This is a genomic window from Actinomadura sp. 6N118 (genome assembly GCF_044326415.1).
GTDB lineage: Bacteria > Actinomycetota > Actinomycetes > Streptosporangiales > Streptosporangiaceae > Spirillospora.
The window spans coordinates 454,108-472,361 of the sequence record NZ_JBIRAZ010000003.1 but is presented as its reverse complement, the minus strand read 5'-3'; the positions used below and the strand labels follow the sequence as shown (position 1 = coordinate 472,361).

The 18,254-nt window shown below is 71.0% G+C and carries 17 protein-coding genes; 8 read left to right on the top strand and 9 right to left on the bottom strand.

The genetic code is table 11. The features are described from left to right. Positions 1 to 24 precede the first annotated feature (24 nt). The 3 genes from ACH34W_RS09945 (at position 25) to ACH34W_RS09935 (ending at position 2,575) form a co-directional block, all read left to right on the top strand. Positions 25 to 984, top strand: a complete 960-nt coding sequence (locus ACH34W_RS09945) for an ATP-binding cassette domain-containing protein (protein ID WP_395960470.1) — start codon at positions 25 to 27, stop codon at positions 982 to 984. After that, positions 981 to 1,811: an ABC transporter permease gene (locus ACH34W_RS09940; RefSeq protein ID WP_395960469.1), complete on the top strand. Its 831-nt coding sequence runs from the start codon at positions 981 to 983 to the stop codon at positions 1,809 to 1,811. Before ACH34W_RS09945 ends, ACH34W_RS09940 begins: the two co-directional genes overlap by 4 nt. Before the next feature lie 71 nt (positions 1,812 to 1,882). Continuing rightward, a complete protein-coding gene (locus ACH34W_RS09935) occupies positions 1,883 to 2,575 on the top strand; it encodes a hypothetical protein (protein ID WP_395960468.1) in 693 nt (230 codons plus the stop codon). Between the two features lie 49 nt (positions 2,576 to 2,624). Here the strand turns inward: ACH34W_RS09935 and ACH34W_RS09930 are convergent, their stop codons facing one another. The 3 genes from ACH34W_RS09930 to ACH34W_RS09920 all read right to left on the bottom strand — a co-directional run bounded on the left by ACH34W_RS09930 (position 2,625) and on the right by ACH34W_RS09920 (position 4,899). Beyond that, positions 2,625 to 3,344 carry a zf-HC2 domain-containing protein gene (locus ACH34W_RS09930; RefSeq protein ID WP_395960467.1) on the bottom strand — a complete coding sequence of 240 codons (720 nt, stop codon included), beginning with the start codon at positions 3,342 to 3,344 and terminating at the stop codon, positions 2,625 to 2,627. Next, positions 3,341 to 3,829, bottom strand: a complete 489-nt coding sequence (locus ACH34W_RS09925) for a sigma-70 family RNA polymerase sigma factor (RefSeq protein WP_395960625.1) — start codon at positions 3,827 to 3,829, stop codon at positions 3,341 to 3,343. The genes ACH34W_RS09930 and ACH34W_RS09925 overlap by 4 nt, the downstream gene beginning before the upstream one ends. 167 nt (positions 3,830 to 3,996) lie before the next feature. After that, positions 3,997 to 4,899: a hypothetical protein gene (locus ACH34W_RS09920; protein WP_395960466.1), complete on the bottom strand. Its 903-nt coding sequence runs from the start codon at positions 4,897 to 4,899 to the stop codon at positions 3,997 to 3,999. A gap of 340 nt (positions 4,900 to 5,239) precedes the next feature. Here ACH34W_RS09920 and ACH34W_RS09915 point away from each other — a divergent pair, with 340 nt between their 5' ends. The 3 genes from ACH34W_RS09915 (at position 5,240) to ACH34W_RS09905 (ending at position 7,121) form a co-directional block, all read left to right on the top strand. Continuing rightward, complete coding sequence (locus ACH34W_RS09915; protein ID WP_395960465.1) at positions 5,240 to 5,938, top strand: hypothetical protein; 699 nt, start codon at positions 5,240 to 5,242, stop codon at positions 5,936 to 5,938. A gap of 69 nt (positions 5,939 to 6,007) precedes the next feature. Beyond that, positions 6,008 to 6,442, top strand: coding sequence for a PPOX class F420-dependent oxidoreductase (locus ACH34W_RS09910; protein WP_395960464.1), 435 nt, complete (start codon positions 6,008 to 6,010; stop codon positions 6,440 to 6,442). A gap of 133 nt (positions 6,443 to 6,575) precedes the next feature. Beyond that, on the top strand, positions 6,576 to 7,121 hold the full coding sequence (locus tag ACH34W_RS09905) for a hypothetical protein (RefSeq protein ID WP_395960463.1): 546 nt from the start codon (positions 6,576 to 6,578) through the stop codon (positions 7,119 to 7,121). A 27-nt stretch (positions 7,122 to 7,148) separates the two neighbouring features. On the opposite strand, the gene ACH34W_RS09900 is transcribed toward ACH34W_RS09905, so the two are convergent. After that, positions 7,149 to 7,928 (bottom strand): class I SAM-dependent methyltransferase, encoded by a 780-nt coding sequence (locus tag ACH34W_RS09900; protein ID WP_395960462.1) that lies wholly within the window; start codon positions 7,926 to 7,928, stop codon positions 7,149 to 7,151. 71 nt (positions 7,929 to 7,999) lie between these two features. On the opposite strand from ACH34W_RS09900, the gene ACH34W_RS09895 reads away from it, so the two are divergent. Continuing rightward, positions 8,000 to 8,551, top strand: coding sequence for a CGNR zinc finger domain-containing protein (locus tag ACH34W_RS09895; protein ID WP_395960461.1), 552 nt, complete (start codon positions 8,000 to 8,002; stop codon positions 8,549 to 8,551). Positions 8,552 to 8,672: 121 nt separating this feature from the next. Further along, positions 8,673 to 10,706 carry a CehA/McbA family metallohydrolase gene (locus ACH34W_RS09890; protein ID WP_395960460.1) on the top strand — a complete coding sequence of 678 codons (2,034 nt, stop codon included), beginning with the start codon at positions 8,673 to 8,675 and terminating at the stop codon, positions 10,704 to 10,706. Between the two features lie 35 nt (positions 10,707 to 10,741). Here ACH34W_RS09890 and ACH34W_RS09885 read toward each other — a convergent pair whose 3' ends face one another. The 5 genes from ACH34W_RS09885 to ACH34W_RS09865 all read right to left on the bottom strand — a co-directional run bounded on the left by ACH34W_RS09885 (position 10,742) and on the right by ACH34W_RS09865 (position 17,971). After that, a complete protein-coding gene (locus ACH34W_RS09885; protein WP_395960459.1) occupies positions 10,742 to 11,212 on the bottom strand; it encodes an SRPBCC family protein in 471 nt (156 codons plus the stop codon). A gap of 101 nt (positions 11,213 to 11,313) precedes the next feature. Then, positions 11,314 to 13,737: a GMC oxidoreductase gene (locus ACH34W_RS09880; protein WP_395960458.1), complete on the bottom strand. Its 2,424-nt coding sequence runs from the start codon at positions 13,735 to 13,737 to the stop codon at positions 11,314 to 11,316. 1 nt (position 13,738) lies between these two features. Beyond that, complete coding sequence (locus ACH34W_RS09875) at positions 13,739 to 14,842, bottom strand: alpha/beta fold hydrolase (protein WP_395960457.1); 1,104 nt, start codon at positions 14,840 to 14,842, stop codon at positions 13,739 to 13,741. 138 nt (positions 14,843 to 14,980) lie between these two features. Further along, positions 14,981 to 16,537 (bottom strand): LuxR C-terminal-related transcriptional regulator, encoded by a 1,557-nt coding sequence (locus ACH34W_RS09870; protein ID WP_395960456.1) that lies wholly within the window; start codon positions 16,535 to 16,537, stop codon positions 14,981 to 14,983. A 129-nt stretch (positions 16,538 to 16,666) separates the two neighbouring features. Then, on the bottom strand, positions 16,667 to 17,971 hold the full coding sequence (locus ACH34W_RS09865) for an ATP-binding protein (RefSeq protein WP_395960455.1): 1,305 nt from the start codon (positions 17,969 to 17,971) through the stop codon (positions 16,667 to 16,669). Between the last annotated feature and the right edge of the window lie 283 nt (positions 17,972 to 18,254).

The following is an 18,254-nucleotide window of genomic DNA, read 5'->3' as shown; positions in this document are numbered from 1 at the left end:
ACGACGTACAGAGTTGGAGGAGAGATGGGCTCTGCAGAGTTCGCGGTCGTGGCCGAGGGGTTGCGGAAGAGATACGGCGACACCCAGGCTCTCGACGGGGTCGACATCACCGTGCCGGCCGGGACCGTGCACGGCGTGCTCGGCCCGAACGGCGCAGGCAAGACCACGCTCGTCCGCATTCTCACGACGCTGACCCGGCCCGACTCCGGGCGTGCCGAGGTCGCGGGTCACGATGTCGTGCGGGCGTCGGCGAACGTGCGGTCGCGCATTGGGCTGGTCGGCCAGCACGCCGCGGTGGACGAGGTGCTCGGCGGGCGGCAGAACCTCGTGATGTTCGGGCGGCTCTACCACCTCGACACGCGCACGGCGCGGCGGCGGGCCGACGAGCTGCTGGAGCGGTTCCGGCTCACCGACGCCGCGGCCAAGCCGGCCGGCACGTACTCCGGCGGCATGCGGCGCCGGCTCGACCTGGCGGCGAGCATGATCCTGGCGCCGCCGGTGCTCTTCCTGGACGAGCCCACGACGGGCCTCGACCCGCGCAGCCGGATCGAGGTGTGGGACGCCGTCCGCGCGCTGGTCGCCGGCGGCACGACCGTGCTGCTCACCACCCAGTACCTGGAGGAGGCCGACCAGCTCGCCGGTGACATCTCGGTCGTCGACCACGGGCGGATCATCGCGTCCGGCACCCCGGGCGAGCTGAAGTCCCGGCTCGGCGGCGACCGGCTCGACGTCGTCGTGCGCGACCCCGCCGATCTGCCCGCCGCCGCCGAGATCATCGGCCGGGTGGGCGGACGGGGTGCCGACGTGCACGCCGACACCCGGCGCATCGACGCGCCCGTCACCGATCGGGTCGCCGCGCTCACGAAGACCGTCCAGGCGCTGGCCGACGCGGGGATCGCGGTCGAGGACATCGGGCTGCGGCGGCCCACGCTCGACGAGGTCTTCCTGCACCTCACCAAGGACGAACTGGAGGTACCGGCATGACACTCGCCATTCCCGAGCCCCCGCGCGGCATCGCCGGGCGCTTCCGGTGGGCGCTCACCGACGCCTGGACGATCACCATGCGGGCGTTCGCACACTGGGCCCGGCGGCTGGACGAGCTGCTCATCGGGCTGCTGTTCCCGGTGATGATGGTCCTGATCATGGGCTATCTGTTCGGCGGGCAGATGAACGTGCCGGGCGGCGGGAACTACCGGGAGTTCATCATGCCCGGCATGTTCGCCATGACCATGGTCTTCGGCGTGGAGGCGACGTTCGCCGCGATCGCGAACGACGCGGCCAAGGGCGTCACCGACCGGTTCCGTTCCATGCCGATGGCGTCGTCGGCGGTGGTCGTCGGCCGCTGTACCGCCGACATGATCAACTCGGTGGTCTCGCTGGTGGTGATGGTGGGCTGCGGGCTGCTCATCGGCTGGCAGTGGCACGAGGGTGTCGGCAAGGCGGCAGCCGCGGTCGGGCTGTTGCTCCTGCTCCGCTTCTCCCTGCTCTGGATGGGGGCCTTCCTGGGACTGGTCGCCAAGGGGCCGGAGTCGATCATGGCGGTGCAGATCCTGGTCTGGCCGATCAGCTTCCTGTCGAGCGCATTGATCGCGCCCAGCACGATGCCGAAGTGGCTCGGGGTGATCGCGGAGTGGAACCCGATGTCGGCCACGGCCACCGCGACGCGGGACCTGTTCGGCAATCCGGGGCTGACGAGCACCGGCTCCTGGGCCGGCGAGCACAGCCTCCTGCTGGCGGTGCTCTGGCCGCTGGTGATCATCGCGATCTTCCTGCCGCTGTCCGTCCGCCGCTACCGTCGCCTGGCCCGCTGAGCGGCAGACAGGCAGACAGGCAGGGCCGCCTGGTCCGCTGAGGCTGCTTACCGGTCAGTATCCTGGAGCGCGTGACTGCCAAGAGCCCCCGGCTGATGTTGCCCGGACTGCGTGAGGTGTACGAGGCGTACGTCCGGGCGGCGGACGAGCTGCCCGCGCTGCCGGGCGCGCTCCAGGCCGAGGTGTGGACGTCCGCCCAGCTCGGGGCCCTGGAGGCCGCCGCCCCCGACGTGCGGGGGCGGCGGGCCGCCCTGGCGGACCTGATGATGAGCCTGCGGGCCGCCGGCACGCCCGGGGCCTACGCCTTCCTGCGGGTGCTGGAGGCGATCGGCCCGGTCGAGGGGCGCCGGGCCGCAGGCAAGGCCGCCGACGGGGTTCGCAACCTCGCCGAGCCGGCCTGGCTGAGCGCCCTCGGCAGGGTGACGCCGAGCCAGGTGTGGCTGATCCAGGAGGGGCCGCTCGACGGCGACCGCCTGATCTGCGAGTTCCGGTACGAGGGCGGTGGAGATCTCCACGCCCTGGCCGTCCGGCTGGCGCACGGGGACGTGCCGAGTGAGATCGTCATCGTCGGGGACGTCCCCGCGCTGATGACGGCCGCGCGCCAGGCGATGCAGGCCGAGCTCTGCGTCGTCCAGCCGTACGACCCCAAGGCCGTCGGAGGGCGGCTCCGCGCCGCCCTCCTCACCGCCGACGGGCTCCCGCAGGACTGCTACCCCGCGCTGGCCATCGCCCGCCACCGGGCCGCCGCACTCCCCGGCGGCTGAGCCCTCACACCCTCAGCCCTCACGCCCTTGCCCCTTGCGCCCTCACGTCTTACGTCGGGATCGTCAGCAGCGTGCGCTGGCCGCGGATGGTCCGTACCTCGAAGCGGGAGATCTCGTTCGGCTTGAGCGCCGTCCCTCCCTGCGCGGTCAGCGGGGCCGGGGACTTGGGCAGGCCGTATCCCTTGGCTGGGACGGCCCATCCCATGACCGTGTGGGCCTGGCCCTTCCGGTCGATCGCCACCAGCTCGCACTCCAGGGGGCCGCGCACCTTGCTCAGCTCAAGCCCGATCTCGCTGCCCCAGAGCTTGGGCTGCATGGCCACCGTGCCCGAGACACCCGTGCCCGGGTCGTTCGCGGAGACACGATGCCCGTTCTGGAGAAGAGCCTGGGTGCCGCCATCGGGCTGAGCCGGCGGTGACTCCTCAGAACGCGAGATCGTGATGCCCGTGCCGAACGCGCCTGCCAGGAGAACGACTCCGGCCGCCGCGCTGAGCATCGCCCGCGAGAACCGGCGGTTCCGCTCCCGGCGCGCACGGCGCTGCAACAGGTCCGACACCACGGAGGGATCGGGCTCCGCGGGGAAGGCGCGGACAGGGTCCTCGATCGGCGCGATGCCGTCGAGAGTCGCGGCCACGCTGCGCAGCACGCCCAGTTCCTCGTGGCACGGCATGCAGATGGACAGATGGGCCTCGAACGCGCGCCGGTCGGGCTCCTCCAGGAGACCGAGGGCGTACGCGCCGACGTCGATGTGCTGAGTGTCGGCGGTCATGGCGTGACGCCCCTTTCCTCCAAAGCGACCCGCAGAGCCCGGAGCGCGTAGTAGACCCGTGACTTGACCGTGCCCACGGGGATGCCCAGTTGCCGGGCGGCCTCATTCACCGTGCGATCCCGGAAGAACGTCTCGTTGAGGATCTCGCGGTGGGCGGGCGACAGGGACAGCAGGGCCTCGGAGACGACCACTGAGCGCAGGAGATCCTCCATCCCGTCAGGGGCCCGCAGGTTCTCCAACGGGCCTTCGCCGGCCTCCTGGGGCCGGGCGTTCTTGCGACGTTGATCATCGATGACGATGCGCCGGGCCACCGTCGCCAGCCACGGCAGAAGCGAGGCGGCACCGGAGTCGAGCTGGCCGGCGCTGCGCCAGGCGCGGATCATCGTTTCCTGGACGACGTCCTCGGCCCAGTGGCGGTCGCCGCCGGTGAGCCGGAGCACGAACGAGAGCAACGGGCGGCCGTACACGCGGTAGAGCTCGGTCACGATCACCTGGTCGTCCACGGTGTCAGGTGGGCGCGAGCCGCGGAACCAGCTCCACGGGCCGGTGGCGACGTTCGCTGCCGGTGCGGCGGTGGGGGATCGGTGAGCCATCGGGGTCTCCGGCTGTGGGGGGTACGGGGGATGCTCGGTGGGGCGATGGGGCGCCGCGCTTAGCCGTCCGGCGGTGATCCGCCTCCAATTCCGCCTCCGGCCACGCTCTCGCCTCCGTTCCCGACCCCGTTGCCGCCTCCGTTGTCGGTCCCGGTCCCGGTTCCGTTGCCAGTCCCATTGCCGGTATTAGTCCCGTTGCCGGTTCCAGTTCCGTTGCCAGTCCCGGTTCCGGTCCCGTTGCCAGTTCCGTTGCCGTTCCCGACCCCGTTGCCGTTCCCGACCCCGTTGCCGTTCCCGACCCCGTTGCCGTTCCCGGTCCCGCCTCCGTTGTTGGTCCCGGTTCCGTTCCCGGTTCCGTTGCCAGTCCCGGTCCCGCCTCCGTAGGCGCCTCCGGTTCCGTCTCCGGCACCAGCCTCCGGCGGTCCGCCTGCGGACGCCTGAGTTTTGGCGCCATTGGGCTTGCTCACCCACCAGACGCCGTTCTGTCCCTGGCCGCGGGCCTCACCCGGCGCGGTGTCCATCGCGTACAGGTACATCGGCCAGCCGCCGACGGTGAGCTGCATGGTCCCGTCCGGGCGCTGGATCTGGCCGACGAGCGCCCGGTTCACGCCAGTGATCTTCATGCCGGGGACCCAGCGCGCCGGCGGCCAGCTCTGCGAGCACGCGCCGATGCAGTTCGAGCGCGGCGGGTTGGCGCTGTCCTGGTCGTACCGGTAGAGCGTCCGGCCGCCGCCGTTCATGATGATGCGGCCCAGCTGAAGATGGGTCATCGCGCGCAGGCTGCGCTCTGAGGTCGCCGCCTGGGGCACCGCGCCGATCGGCGCGTTGTTCGTCGGCACACGTTGGGAAGAGATGCCACCCGAGGCGGAGGCGCCGAAGCCAAAGGATCCGCCGCATGCGGCGAGGGTGAAACTCGCCGCCGTCGCGCCGCCCGCCAGGGCGACCCGTCGCCGCACCTCCATGGTGCTCCTCCGTGTGAGCCGGGTGTCACGTCGGAAAGCAGTACGGAGGTGTGCAGCAGTGAGGTTCAACGCCTCGGCAAGGTTGTTGAAACAGGAGCAACAAGTCGCCCATACGCCCCTACTTCGCCATCGCCTCCCTTACTGGTTTGTCACATGTTCCTTACTTGCGGGTCCATGGAACGTGTTCAGTCCGTCCAAGATGCGTTTCGTCGGCATCACACGAGACGGAGGAGGAGCGTCCAGTCGCCGGAGTGGTTCTCCGCCACGGCAACACTCACTCCCCAGTGGGGCGAATGAGGGCAATAGGCCCGATTTGCTCGGAGGACCGGAAGGCGATGGAGTGAACAACAACGGGCACCTGGTCTACCGGCTGCTGCTGGCGGTGGACATCCAGGGGTACAGCAAGCGGGACACCCGCGAGCAGCTGCTCGCGCAGCAGCACCTGTCCGACGCGCTCGACAGCGCCGCGGCGGGAGTGGGACTCGATCGCGCCCGGTGGGACAAGCAGGTCGGAGGCGACGGGGAGCTGGCCACGCTTCCCGAGGGCGTCGACCCCGCGCCGGTGGCCGGTGACTTCGTGATCCGGCTGGCCGCCGCGCTGCACGGGATCAACCACGACCCGGAGGCGGGGGCGCCGCTGCGCGTCCGGCTCTCGCTGCACCATGGCACGCTGACCGCAGGGCCCTTCGGCCCGGCGGGCGACGCGCCGATCGTCGTGCAGCGGCTCCTGGACGCCGGTCCGCTGCGCCGGCTGCTGGTGGACGAACCCGGCCGCGACCTGGCCTACGTCGTCTCCGACTCGCTCTACGAGGACGTCGTGCAGACCGGGTTCTGCGCCCTGCCGCCGGCGGGCTTCCAGGCGATCAAGGTCAAGGCCAAGGGCTCCGCGTTCCGCGGCCACATCTTCACGGGGCAGGTCGCGAGCGAAGGAGGGGCGGGCGGGCCGGGCGACCGGCCCTCCGCCCGGCTCTCCGCCGGCCGGACGGGCGCGCGCGTCTACGACTTCCCCGCGCTCGTTCCGCACCAGCAGCACGCCTGACCGGGGAAGCAGGAGGGATCTCCGTGGGTTGAGTCCTGGCAGAGACGACCACTGCGGGAGGCGGTTCGGATGGCGGACGATGCGGCACTCAGGACGTTGCTGAGCGAGCGGAACCTGGGCGTGCTGGTCACGCTCAAGAAGGACGGGCGGCCCCAGCTGTCCAACATCAACTATCACTACGACGAGTCGAAGGACCTGATCCGGATCTCGATCACCGCTGGCCGGGCCAAGACGCGCAACCTGCGCCGCGACCCGCGCGCCAGCCTGCACGCCACCACCCCCGACGGCTGGGCGTACGTCGTCGCCGAGGGCACCGCCGAGCTGTCCGAGGTCGCACGGGACCCGCACGACGCCGCCGTCGAGGAGCTCATCGACGTCTACCGCGACGTCCGGGGCGAGGAACACCCCGACTGGGACGACTACCGCCGCGCGATGGTCGCCGACCAGCGCCTCGTCCTCCGCCTGCACGTCGAGCGCCTCTACGGCTATGCCCCCGCCTCCTGACTCGCGGGCGTCCTGGTCTGCGGGTACGCCCGGGAGAGTAGGGGAGTGATCTTCCGCTACGTCGTCTGAAGCAGCGTGGATGCCTCCGGCCGGGCGACGCCTCGCCTGGTGTCGCACCGGCACTGTCGTCGTCATGACGACCACGACCCGTACGCAGACCTCCGTCAAGTCCCCGGCCCAGGGCAAGAACACCGGGCGGTGGCGTATGTCGCCGCGTGCCCGGAAGGCGAACCTGCTCCTGCATCTGATCGTTTCGATCACCTGGCTGGGGCTGGACATCGGGCTGCTCGCGCTGACGATCACCGGCCTGGCCACCGAGGACCCGCAGACCCTCCGGGCCGCCTACATCTCCATGCGGCTGTTCGGCGACCTGCTGCTCATTCCGGCGGGGCTGCTGACGCTCGTCACGGGCGTCGTCTTGGCGCTGGGCACCCATTGGGGGCTCACCCGTCATTACTGGGTGCTCGTCAAGGTCGTGCTGACGCTGACCGCGTTCACCCTCACGATCTTCGCGCTCCGGCCGGGGCTGCACGAGGCGGCCGAGGCCGCCATCGCCACGCCCCTCGACGACACCGGCCCGGACATGCTCTATGCGCCGATCGTGTCGCTGGCGATGTACGTGACGATGGCGGTCCTGTCGGTCTTCAAGCCCTGGTCGCGGACCCCGTGGGCCCGGTGACTACGGGCGCCGACTTCGAGACGCTCCCTAGCGGACGGCGCAGAGCAGGCGGTCGTCGCCGCGCTGCCAGAGGGTGCCGACCTCGGTGAAGCCGGACTCGCGCAGCGCGTTCACGTGGGTGGACAGCAGCCCCGACTCCGAGCCGGCGTGGTCGGCGCCCAAGGCGTCCCCGGTGATGAACGAGGCGAGCGCCGGGTCGGCCGCGGCGGCCTCCCACCAGTCCCGCCAGCCCTCGGGACGGCCGGTGGTGAAGCGGCGCGCGATCTCGCGTTCCCGAAGCGAACGGTCCAGGCCGGCGATGGCCGGAGCCTTGTCCTCGACGTAGAGGTGGTCGCCGTTGAGGAAGAGGCCGCCGGGCCGGAGCAGCCTGGCCAGTTCGCCGTAGGTGACCCGCAGTTCGGGGCCGGAGATCCAGTGCAGGGCGGTGGTGCTCACCGCCGCGTCGATCTGCCTGTCCAGGCGCAGGGCCGCCGACCAGCCCGGGGTGCGGAGATCGAGATTGGTGAAGCGCAGCCGGTCGCGGCCGGTGTGCGCGGCCTCGCCCAGGGCCAGGAGGAGGCGGTCGGTGTCGATCGCGACGACGGTGGCCCGGGGAAGCCGGTCGAGCAGCCGGGCCGACAGCGAGCCCGGGCCGCATCCGAGGTCGAGGATCAGCGGGTCGGGTCGTCCCGCGCCCGCCTCGACGGCGTCGATCAGCGCGGTGAACCGCTCCTCGCGGCCCGGCAGATACCCCTCCTGCTGGCGGTCCCAGCGGGTGATCCAGCGGTCGGCGACATCGGGGGTCAGCTCGGTGGTCGGCATGGACATGGCGTCCTCCTGTCACTGCCTTATAAGCTTTGAACAGTTACACCGTAGAACGAGAGTGGGTAACTGGTCAAGTGGACTTCAACAGTCACACCGATGGCGTGGTGGCGGACGCCGTGGCGCTCGTGAACGCGCTCACCGAGGGGGAGCGGCGCGGCCGGCCCCATGTTCCCGATGACCGTGTCGCCGCCGCGAGGGGAGCGGTGAAGTGGAGCACGCCGACCCCGGCCGAGGCCGACGCGCTGGTCGAGGCCGCCCAGGAGTTGCGCGCCGTCTTCGAGTCGTTCGCCGCCGGCGACGTCGACGGGGCCGCGGACCAGGTCAACCGCCTGCTCGAGCGCTACAACGCCCGGCCGCACCTGGCCAGGCACGACGGAGAGCCATGGCACGTGCACTTCCACGCCAGCGGTGACGCCCTCGCGGCGCAGGTCGCGGCGCCGTGCGCCACCGGTCTCGCGGTGGTCATCGACAGCGGCCACCATGACCGCCTCGGTGTCTGCACCGCACCGCACTGCGACCGTGTCTACGTGGACGTATCGCGCAACGGCACCCGCCGGTTCTGCTCGACCGCGTGCCAGAACCGCGTCAAGACCGCCGCGTTCCGCGCACGGGCCGCCGGATCTTAGACGCGGAAGAAGGATCCCTCTACTGGGTATCACAGAGCGACTCCTGCGGGTCGCCGGTGCGTTCCCCTCCGGACCGTTTCGTGTCACGCTGACCGCGTTCTCGACGAACGGGAGACACGGCATGTGTGATGACCCGACCCTGCCGCCCGAGGTGAAGCGGGCGCTGGAGGACTACCGGGAACTGCTCGCCCGGCACGGGCCGACCTGGGGCGAGGACCCCATCGGGTACGTCAAGCAGATCGACGTGGACGCGTTCATGCTGGACGAGAGCCTGTTCTGGCTGACCTGCGTACAGCGTGTCTCCGAGCTCCACCCCGGCGTGACCGAGGAGGAACTCTACGCCCACATCGCCGACCTGGACTTCCAGCGGATCATCCGCGACACCCTCGGCGGCCAGGTGCTCGACAACCTCGCGGCGCTGCGCGTCACCCCTGAGGGGATACGTCTGGACGCCCGCGCGCAGGCGGTGCTGGACGGTGGCCCGGTCCACACGCACCTGCTCATCGACTCCTCACGGAAGGAGGCGGTGACCGTGCACGTGGACGACCACTCGTACGAGATCGAACCCGGCGGAGCCCGGGTGGTCCCGGTGACCAGCGGCAGCGCGGTCTCCGTCGACGGCGCGGCCGTGGCGCTCGGCGCCCTCACCCGGCCCGCCACCCCGGCCAGGCTCCGGCTCCGCGCGGGATTCCCCTGCCGCTGGACGGTCGTCGGGGAGAACGGCCAGGGCTGGTACCCCGAGGGCGCCGAGCCCAACCGGGACGCCAACCGCATGCCCTACTTCCACGGCGACGATCTGACCGTGGACGTTCCGGCAGAGCCGCTGACCGTGCGCGTCACGCGCGGCATGGAGTACGAGATCGTGGAACGGGCCGTCACGCCGGATGCCGCCGCGGGGGAGACCCTCGTCGAACTCACCCCACGACGGCTCCACAACGCCGCGGCGCGCGGGTGGTACGGCGGCGACATGCACGTTCACATGAACTGGGCAGGCGACACGGTCGGCACACCCGCCCAGGCCGCCGCCCTCCAGCACGGCGAGGACCTGCACGTCCTCAACCTCGTCGCGGGCAACGTCGCCTCCGAGCGCGTCTACGACCGCGAGGCGCTGGAACACTGGGCGGGCCGCGACCTGCCGTGGTCCGACGCCACCCATGTGGCCAGGATGGGTGTCGAATACCGGAACGACCTGCTCGGGCACCTCTACGCGTTCGGTGTCCCCGTTCCGCCCGAGCGCTATCACACCGGCTTCCTCGGCACCGTCGACTGGCCGCCCAACAGCGCCGCCTGCCAGGAGCTCCGGGAACGCGGCGCCATCATGGGCTACAGCCATCCGTTCCACGTCCCGATCAGGGATGACGACCCGCCGCGCGCCGCCCTGAGCGCCGGGCGCAACTGCTCGGCCCGCGAGGCCGTCGCCGACGCCGCGCTCGGCCTCATCGACAGCCTCGACGTGCTCAACCACTCCTCGATCGAGACGACCGCGGTCGTCTACCGGCATCTGATCGGCGCCGGCAACACCCTTGCCGTCACGGCGGGCACGGACGCGATGTTCTCGTTCAACCGCCGCGGCAGCCAGTCGAGCCCGCCCGGCTGGGAACGTGTCTACGCCCGCGTCGACGGGCCCCTGACCGCCGAGTCGTTCGCGGAGGCCGTCAGGCGCGGCCGCACGTTCGCCACCACCGGCCCCTTCGTGGAGCTCGACGTGGCAGGGCACGGGCCGGGGGAAACCCTCGACCTCGAACTGGGCACGCGCGTAACGATCACCGTGCGGACGATCGGCCCGGAGGTCACCGGCATCCAGCTGCGCACAGCCGAGGGGATCCTGGCCGAGGGCCCGCCGAACGAGCTCACGGCCGAGCTCGTCGTGGACGTGCCCACGTACGTCGTCGCGGTCGTCACCGGCCCCCGCAACCCGCGTTCGTTCCACTACTCCGGCTCGTACGCGCACACCAGCCCGGTCTACCTCGACGTCGGGGGCGCCCATGTGGCCCGCGAGCACGATGTCCGCTGGTGCCTGGACTACCTGGACGCCCTCGAAGAGAGGATCCGCTCGTACGGCCGCCTGGACACCGAGGAACAGCTGGCCGACCACATCGAGCTGCTCGACGCCGCCCGCGCCGTCTACCGGTCGCGCCTCACGCCGCCGGCCTGAGGCTCACGCTGCCCGACAGGCTCACGCCGCCCGACTCAGGCTCCTGCCGCCGGAGTGGCCAGCCGGTGGGCCGGGCACGCGGTGTCGCACCGTCCGGCGTGCCCGGTCAGCCACCGGGTGAACGCGACGAGCATGAGCCAGAGGCCGACGCGCACCAGCGGGCCAGTGCCCGGGATCAACCGGTCGAACGTGGCCTGCCAGCGGATGAGGGTCACCGACCCCTTGCGCTCCAGCCGCACGTCAGAGCGGTAGTTCCGGACCGGCAGGCCCGCGAGCGCGATGTAGGCGAAGTGTGTGAACGGCTCGTAGACCACGGTCTGTTCACGCGCCGGCGGGACTCTCTTGACGCAGCCGACCCCGTACGGCGTCTCGTCACCCTCGCGTTCCTGCCGGGCGCGGGTCGGGAAGTGCCCCCACTCGCCCCATGCCTCAGGCACGGCCAGGTGCTTGAAGATCTCCTCCGGCGTCGCGGCCGTGGTGGCGGTGGCTTCGATCTCGTACGACATCAGATCTCCGAAACGGGTCTCCGAAAAGCAGGTCTCCGAAAAGGGGTGCAGGACAAGGGCACCCCGCAGTTCCCTTGTCCTGCACCGTTCATGGGGCCCCGTCAGGTGAGGTCGGGGCCGTAGACCTCCCAGAGTTCGCCGGCGAAGAACCGGCCGAACCTGATCAGCGAACCCGGGCCGCCGGAGCCCGAGGTCCGGAACGTGGTGAGCTGGCGGGCGAAGTCGGCGAGCTGGATGTGCAGCACGCCCGCCCCCGCGATCACGGCGCCGGCGTCCCCGTCCTCGTCGACGTGGCCCTCCAGCACCCTGACGTACAGGGTGGAGGTGTCGGGCCAGATCCGCGTCGGCGGTCCGTGCAGCACGTTCTTCTCCCCGGCGAGGGTGCGGGGCCGGCCTTGCCCGTCGGTGAAGTACAGCCGGTACTTCATCAGACGACGGTCCTCCGCGTCCGCGGACGTGAAGAGGTTGAACCAGCCCCGCTGGACAGGACGCCGGCCCCCGCAGCCAGCGGCGTCAATCCATCCTTCGGCCCGGGCGGTGTGCTCGGGCTCGGCCAGGAAACGAGTCACGTCCTCGGCGGTGATGGTGAGGCGGAACGACATGCGCTCCCGGCCCTCGCCCAGCTCGCCGGCCCGCGGCTCGGTCGCTCCGAAGGTGATGAACCCCTTCATCTCCTCGGTGAACGACAACGACGTACGGTCGGACTCAGTCTCGGCGGACCCCCGTGTCCCCGCGACCTCCCCCGACTCCGACCCGTACGCCGAGTCGTTCTCCACCCCGTATGGCGAGCCGGTCCCCGCAGCCGGCTCGGCCCCCGTCACAGGGTGATCCGCCGCCGCGGAGCCACGCTCCGCGGACATCTTCTCGAGCATCCGCGTGCTCATGCGGTCCGCGAGGGCCGCGATGGTCAGCGAGGGATTCGGGCCCACCGAGCCCGGCATCGCCGCCCCGTCGGCGATGTACAGACCCGGGAACCCGAACACCTCACCGAAGGCGTCGCAGACGCCCTGGTCCGGAGTGTCGCCCATCGGCGCGCCGCCCAGCGGGTGCACGGTGATGACCCGCTCGCGGAACCACATGGGGTTGTCGGAGTAGTCGGCACCCAGCACGTCGGCGATGCCCTGCATCGTCTTGCGCAGCCGCTCGAAGTGCGCCGTGCTCGTCTCGGTGGTCCACACCGCGTTGAGCCGGCCGTCCTTGAGCTCCAGCCTGCCGTCGGGGGTGTCGCGGCCCATGCCGAGCAGCGGCAGCGAGCTGATCGACAACGCCCCGTCGCCGATCAGGTCCGACAGCTCCTTGGACAGGTTGGTGTCCGGCGCGTCCTTGAAGAACTCCCGGAACCGGCCCCACAGGAACTTGATCGCGCGGTCGATCTGGTCCTTGACGTCGAGCGACTGGACGATGAAGTCGGCGAACGCCGGGTAACCGCCGTCCTCGATGTAGGCGCCCCGGCCCGCGCCGGGCACGCCGTCCAGCTCGTCGGGCAGGCGGATCGCGCTGGTGATGACCGGCCCCCGGCTGGCGTCCAGCGCCCGGACGCGGTTGCGGTCCTTGGCCTTGAGCAGGAACGTCAGCAGGTCGCCGTTGCCGCTGAAGCGGGTGCCGAGCGCCTTGCTGAGCCCCGGGAACGACTGCCGCGACTTGAGCAGCAGGAGGGTCGTGCCGTAGGTGCCTCCGGCCAGGATCAGCCGGTCGCACGTGATCGTCTGGATCTTCCGCTTGCGCAGCCGGTCGTTCGGGTCGTAGTGGCGGAAGTCGACCTCGTAGCCGCCGCCGGGACGCGGCCGGATGGCCTTGACGTCGTGCGAGTCGCGCAGGTCGGCGCCGTGGTGCTTGGCCGCCGACAGGTAGGTGTGGTCGAGGCTGTTCTTGGAGCCGTCGTTGCAGCCGATGTTGCACTCGCCGCAGAGCCGGCAGGTCCGCCGCTGCCGCAGGCCGTGCAGGTTGCCGTAACCGGCGTCCACGATCGGCAGGCTGACGCCCGGCGCGGCGCCCGGCTCCGGCGCGAAGCTGACAGCCAGCGGCGGCAGGTCGCAGCGCAGCCCGAGTTCGGCGGCCGCGTCCTGCATCGCGTGTGTCTTGGGCGTGTTGTCATAGGGGGCGCGTTTCAGCGGGTATTCGGTGCCGCCCAGCATCTTCTCGACCACGTCGTAGTGCGGGTCGAGATCGTCGCGGGTCACCGGCCACCGCTCGTAGCCGCCGCCCGGCAGTGTCTCCTCGTTGACGAACCAGTGCTCGTCCTTGCGGAGCAGCACGTTGGCGTAGATCAGCGAGCCGCCGCCGAGGCCGCTGGAGACGATCGAGTCGCACCCCTTGAAGCGCCACACGTCGAACATCCCGTGCAGGCCGGCGTCCGGGTCCCAGAAGGCCCGCCCCATCTCGGCGGGGGACCGCGGGAAGTCGCCCGGCGCGTACCGCTGGCCGCGCTCCATGACCACGACCTGCCGGCCGGCCGCCGCGAGCCGGAACGCGGCGACGGAACCGCCGAATCCCGATCCGACGACGAGAGTGTCAACGTGTTCCATGTCAGCCTGCCTTCCGCTTCAGGAAGTCGAGAACCTGAGGGAACACCTCAGTGGCGGAGTCCGCGCCCATGAACGGCTCCTGATGCCCGTATCCGGGGAGGACCGCCAGCTCGTGCACGCCGGGGGCGACGGCCTCCAGCTCACGGTGGCATTCGATGTTCGAGTCGCCGAACACGTGGTTGCGGTCACCGGTCAGCAGCAGCAGGGGCGTGTCGACCTGGACATCGCGCGACAGCACGCCCGCCAGGTAGTCGTCGGGCAGGGCCGCGTGGCGCTGGTCGCGGGGGTCGTACTTCACCGCGCGGCCGGCCTTGGCCATCTTGTTCATGTGGCGGTAGTAGTGCACGCCGCAGGCCCCGAACAGGTCGGGCAGGCGGGCGTGCGTGACCGGCGACAGCTTGTCGTGGCTGAAGATCGACTTGCCCCCGCCCCACATGAAGGCGAGCATGTGGCAGGCGCGCTCGTCGCATTCCCGGTGGAACGGCGACACCAGCCTGGAGAGCATCCAGCCGCGCGTCAGCAGCGGGCTGTCGCCGTAGCGCGGGTCGATGAACGACGGGCCGAGCACGTACTCCATGAGCGCCGGGCCCCAGCGGAGCTTGACCCGCGACCAGGCCGGCGTTCGGACGGTCAGCGCGACGCTGTTGCACGTCAGGCTGGCGATGTCGGTGACGGCCCCGCTGAACAGGCTCATCGCGAACGACACCGAACCCAGGCAGTGCGCGATGACGTGCACCCGCCGGTCGCCGATGTGCCGGCGCATCTCGGCCAGGGCGGCCGGGTGGTCGTTGAGGGCGATGTCGTCGAGGGTGTAGCGGTGCGTCTCGGTGTCGTACGGGTACCGGCCGCTCATCCGGAAGTCGACCGCCCACACGTCGCCGAAGCCCGAGTCGTGCAGGACGTTCACCAGGTTGGTGTGCTCCGGCATGATGTACATGTCGCTCGACGTCGTGAGGCCGTGGATCAGCAGGACCACGTCGTCACTGTCCGACCGCTTGAACCGGGTGAGGTTGAGCCCCAGCCCGTCGCCGGTCGAGAACGGGTGCATGGACACCTCGGCATCCTTCACGCCCTCGAGCGTGAACCGTGCGATGCGCTGTTCCATGGCTTTGACCCCTCCGTCTTCGTGACGCCCCAACCTTGCCAAACACGTACGAGATCACGGCATCGTGGAATACCCGTACTTACGATGGCCCGGGTTCCGTTCTCCCCGTGTCGGACCTACGTGGGATAAGAGTCGAAATCAGCTCTGACGGTTCATCGCGGTCGCGACTCCGACCCGTGAACTCACTCCGACCTTGGAGAACACCCGGGAAAGATGGGTCTCCACGGTGCGCACGCTGAGGTAGAGCCGCTCTGCGATCTGCTGGTTGCTGCAGCCCTCGACTACGAGAGTGGCGATTTCGTACTCGCGCGGCGACAGGCCGAAGGGGAGCTCCTCCTTGCCGCCGCTGCCGCCGCCCCGGCGGCCGACCGGCACGCGCACCCCGAGCCTGCGCTGCTCACGCACGGTCTGGGCGTGCATGGCCTCCATGCCGCACGACTCGAAGATCTCCGCCGCCGCGCGCAGCCGCTCGCGGCCGGGTGCGCGCAGCCCGGCGGCGCCGTAGGCCAGTCCGGCGGTGAGCTCGGCGCGAGCGGCGTCGGGCAGTCGGCCGGCCTTGCGCAGCAGCTCGGCCGCCTCGACGGCGAATGTGGCGGCCTGGGCAGGCTCGGTGGCGCGCGAGGCGTGTGCGCGGGCCAGCCGCGCCAGCCCGATGTCGCCGCCGAACTCGGGGAGCGCCAGGGCCTCGGCGATGTCGGCCCACTTGCCCGCCTCGTCCGGCTGGTTCTGGGCCGACCCGACCCAGGCGAGGGTCTCGGCGCAGATGACCAGCGTGCTGAGGTCGAGCCCGTTGGTGCCGTCCCCGCACGCCTCGATCAGGGCCTCGGAGCCCTCCTTCAGCCGGCTGGCATGAATGATCGCGAACGCGCGGGCGACATGGGTCATGCGGGCCCACCACTCGCTGGAGCCGGTGTCGTTGGCCACCGCCTCGTCGGCGAACCGCAGCGCCTGGTCGTGGTCGCCGCGCGCGCTGGCGATCAGGCTCTGCTGGGTCAGGCCGTAGGCGGTCACCTCGGCGGCGCGCAGCAGCCGGCCGACCGCGGAGGCCTCGTCGGCGCTGGCCGAGGCCTCCTTGAACCGGCCCTGCAGGGCATATACGCGGGCCCGCGCGGCGAGCATGTAGCCCAGGATGTAGCTCTGGCCGGTGGCGCGGGAGATGGCCACGAGCCGGTCGACATGCCGGAGCGCGTCCTCGTACCGGCCGAGGAAGATCTCGGCCCAGACCAGCCAGAGCACGCAGTCGAGGCAGTCGGCGAAGTCGTTGTCGGACGCCGCGGAGAACAGATGGTCGGCGGTCTCGGTGTACCGGATCGCGTCGGCCATGCGGCCCCCGACGTAGGCGGCCATCGGCCGCATCGACGCGACCCCCGCCCGCAGACCGGGTCCCCACTCCGGCAGGCTCTCGGGGATCATGTCGAGGACGGCCTGCGCCCCGCGGATGTCGGCGCGCTGCACGCGGTCGGCCACCAGCCGGATCCGCAGCAGCACGGCCTCGGGGGTCTGCCGGTCGGTGATGCCTCGCAGCTCGTCCAGCACCAGCGCGCGCGCCTCGTGAACGCGGCCGAGCTGGCGTTCCATCCGCGCGCATAGGTGGACGGCTGCGGCGCGGCGTACCGAGTCGTCGGCGGGCAGCAACCGCAACAGCCGATGGGCGGTATCGCACGCCTCCTTGGCCTGGCCGCTGAACGTCTGCACCTGGGCGAGCTCCAGGAGCAGCTCCAGCCGGTCGGGCTGCGACGGATCGGCCTGGGCGTCGTGGAGGCCGGCGGTGGACTGCGGATCGGCGTCGCTCTCGTCCGGCGTCAGCCGGAACGCGGCCTCCAGTCAGTGCGCCGCGGTCGCCGGGGCCTGCGGCGCGACGAACCGGGCGGCCTCGGTCAGCGTGCTGATGGCCGACCGGTCGCCGAACCGTGCCGAACGGACGACATGGTGGGCCCGCACGGCGGCAGGCGCGCCGATCTCGGCCAGATGCGCGGCGACCCGCTCGTGGGCCGCCAGCCGCCAGCCGGCCGCCGTGGAGGCGTACGCGACGTGCCGGACCAGCGGATGCCGGAACCGGAACCGGCCGATCGTGGTGGGCCGGACGACGTCATGGCCGGTCAGCACGTCGAGCGCCGCGAGTGCCTCCGCCTGGTCCATCTCGGCGGCGACGGCCGCCAGCCCCGGCTCGAACTCGTCGGCCGCGACGGCGGCGGCGCGGGCGAGCCGCAGGGCCGCAGGCGGCAGCGCGCTCAGCTCGACCTGCAACGCCGTCCGCACGGTCGAGGGCACGTCGGTGAGCTCGGCGACGCCCATCTCCCAGCTCTGCCGTTCGGCGTCCTCCTCGATGAGCCCGGGCTCGTGGCCGCGGTCCATCCGGGCCAGCGCCTCCAGGTAGAACGGGTTGCCGCCGCTGGCCTTGTAAAGGGCCTCGCAGCGCGCCTCGCTCACCTGCGGGCCGAGGAACTCCTCCACCTCGGACCGCGTAAGGGACTCGACGGGGACGTGCGTGCCTTGGGAGGCGGCCGCGTCGACCAGGGCCGCAAGCCGGGGCGAGGCCTGCGCCGGGCGGTAGGCCACCGCGAGCAGGACCCTGGCGCGCGGCGGGTGGCGGACGATGTGGTCGAGCAGCTCGATCGTGGCCTCGTCTGCCCAGTGCAGGTCGTCCAGGATCAGGACCAGCCCGTTCGTGGCGGCGAGCTGTTCGAGCAGATGCCGCACCGTCCGATGCAGCTGGTAGCGGGCCACCCTGGAGCCGTGCTCACTCGCCGTGGGCGGTGCCGCCGCGACGTCGGCGAGCGAGGGGAAGACCGTGCCGAGCATCTGGAGCGTCGCGGGATTGAGATCGGGCCGTTCCTCCTCCAGGAGGTCGTCGATGGCGTCGACCACCGCGCCGAACGGCATCTCCTCCTCGAACTCGGCCGCGCGCCCCGACAGCCAGCTGAGCTTGCGCGTTTCCGCCGCCGTGGAAAGCTCGTGCAGCAGCCGCGTCTTGCCCGCGCCCGGCTCACCGACCAGGGCGACGAAGTGGAAGTCGCCCGCGGCGGTGATGTCGAGCGCGTCCTCCAGTACGCGGAGGGCGTCCTGCCGCCCGACCAGCGGCACACTGGCAGGCAGCAACCCCGCAGGCTGGTCCGTACGACCCTCCATGTCCACACCCCAACAGCGACAGGCGGTCGATACGCCATCTTGGTCCCCGCCAGCGATTCCGGAGAAATCGCGGGGGATACTTTACCGATCCGTTAGCCCGATGGGGCATCCGGCGGGGCGGTCAACAGTCCTCGGTGCTCCGTCTCACCGGTGCAGGCCACCCCTCAGCGTGACCGACCTTCACCTTGCAATAACTTCCGTCAGCTTGCAATAATTCCAAGTGCTATCAACCGTCGTGTTGGTCGCCGTGTCAACAGGAGATGGCGAACCGTACCGTCTTCGT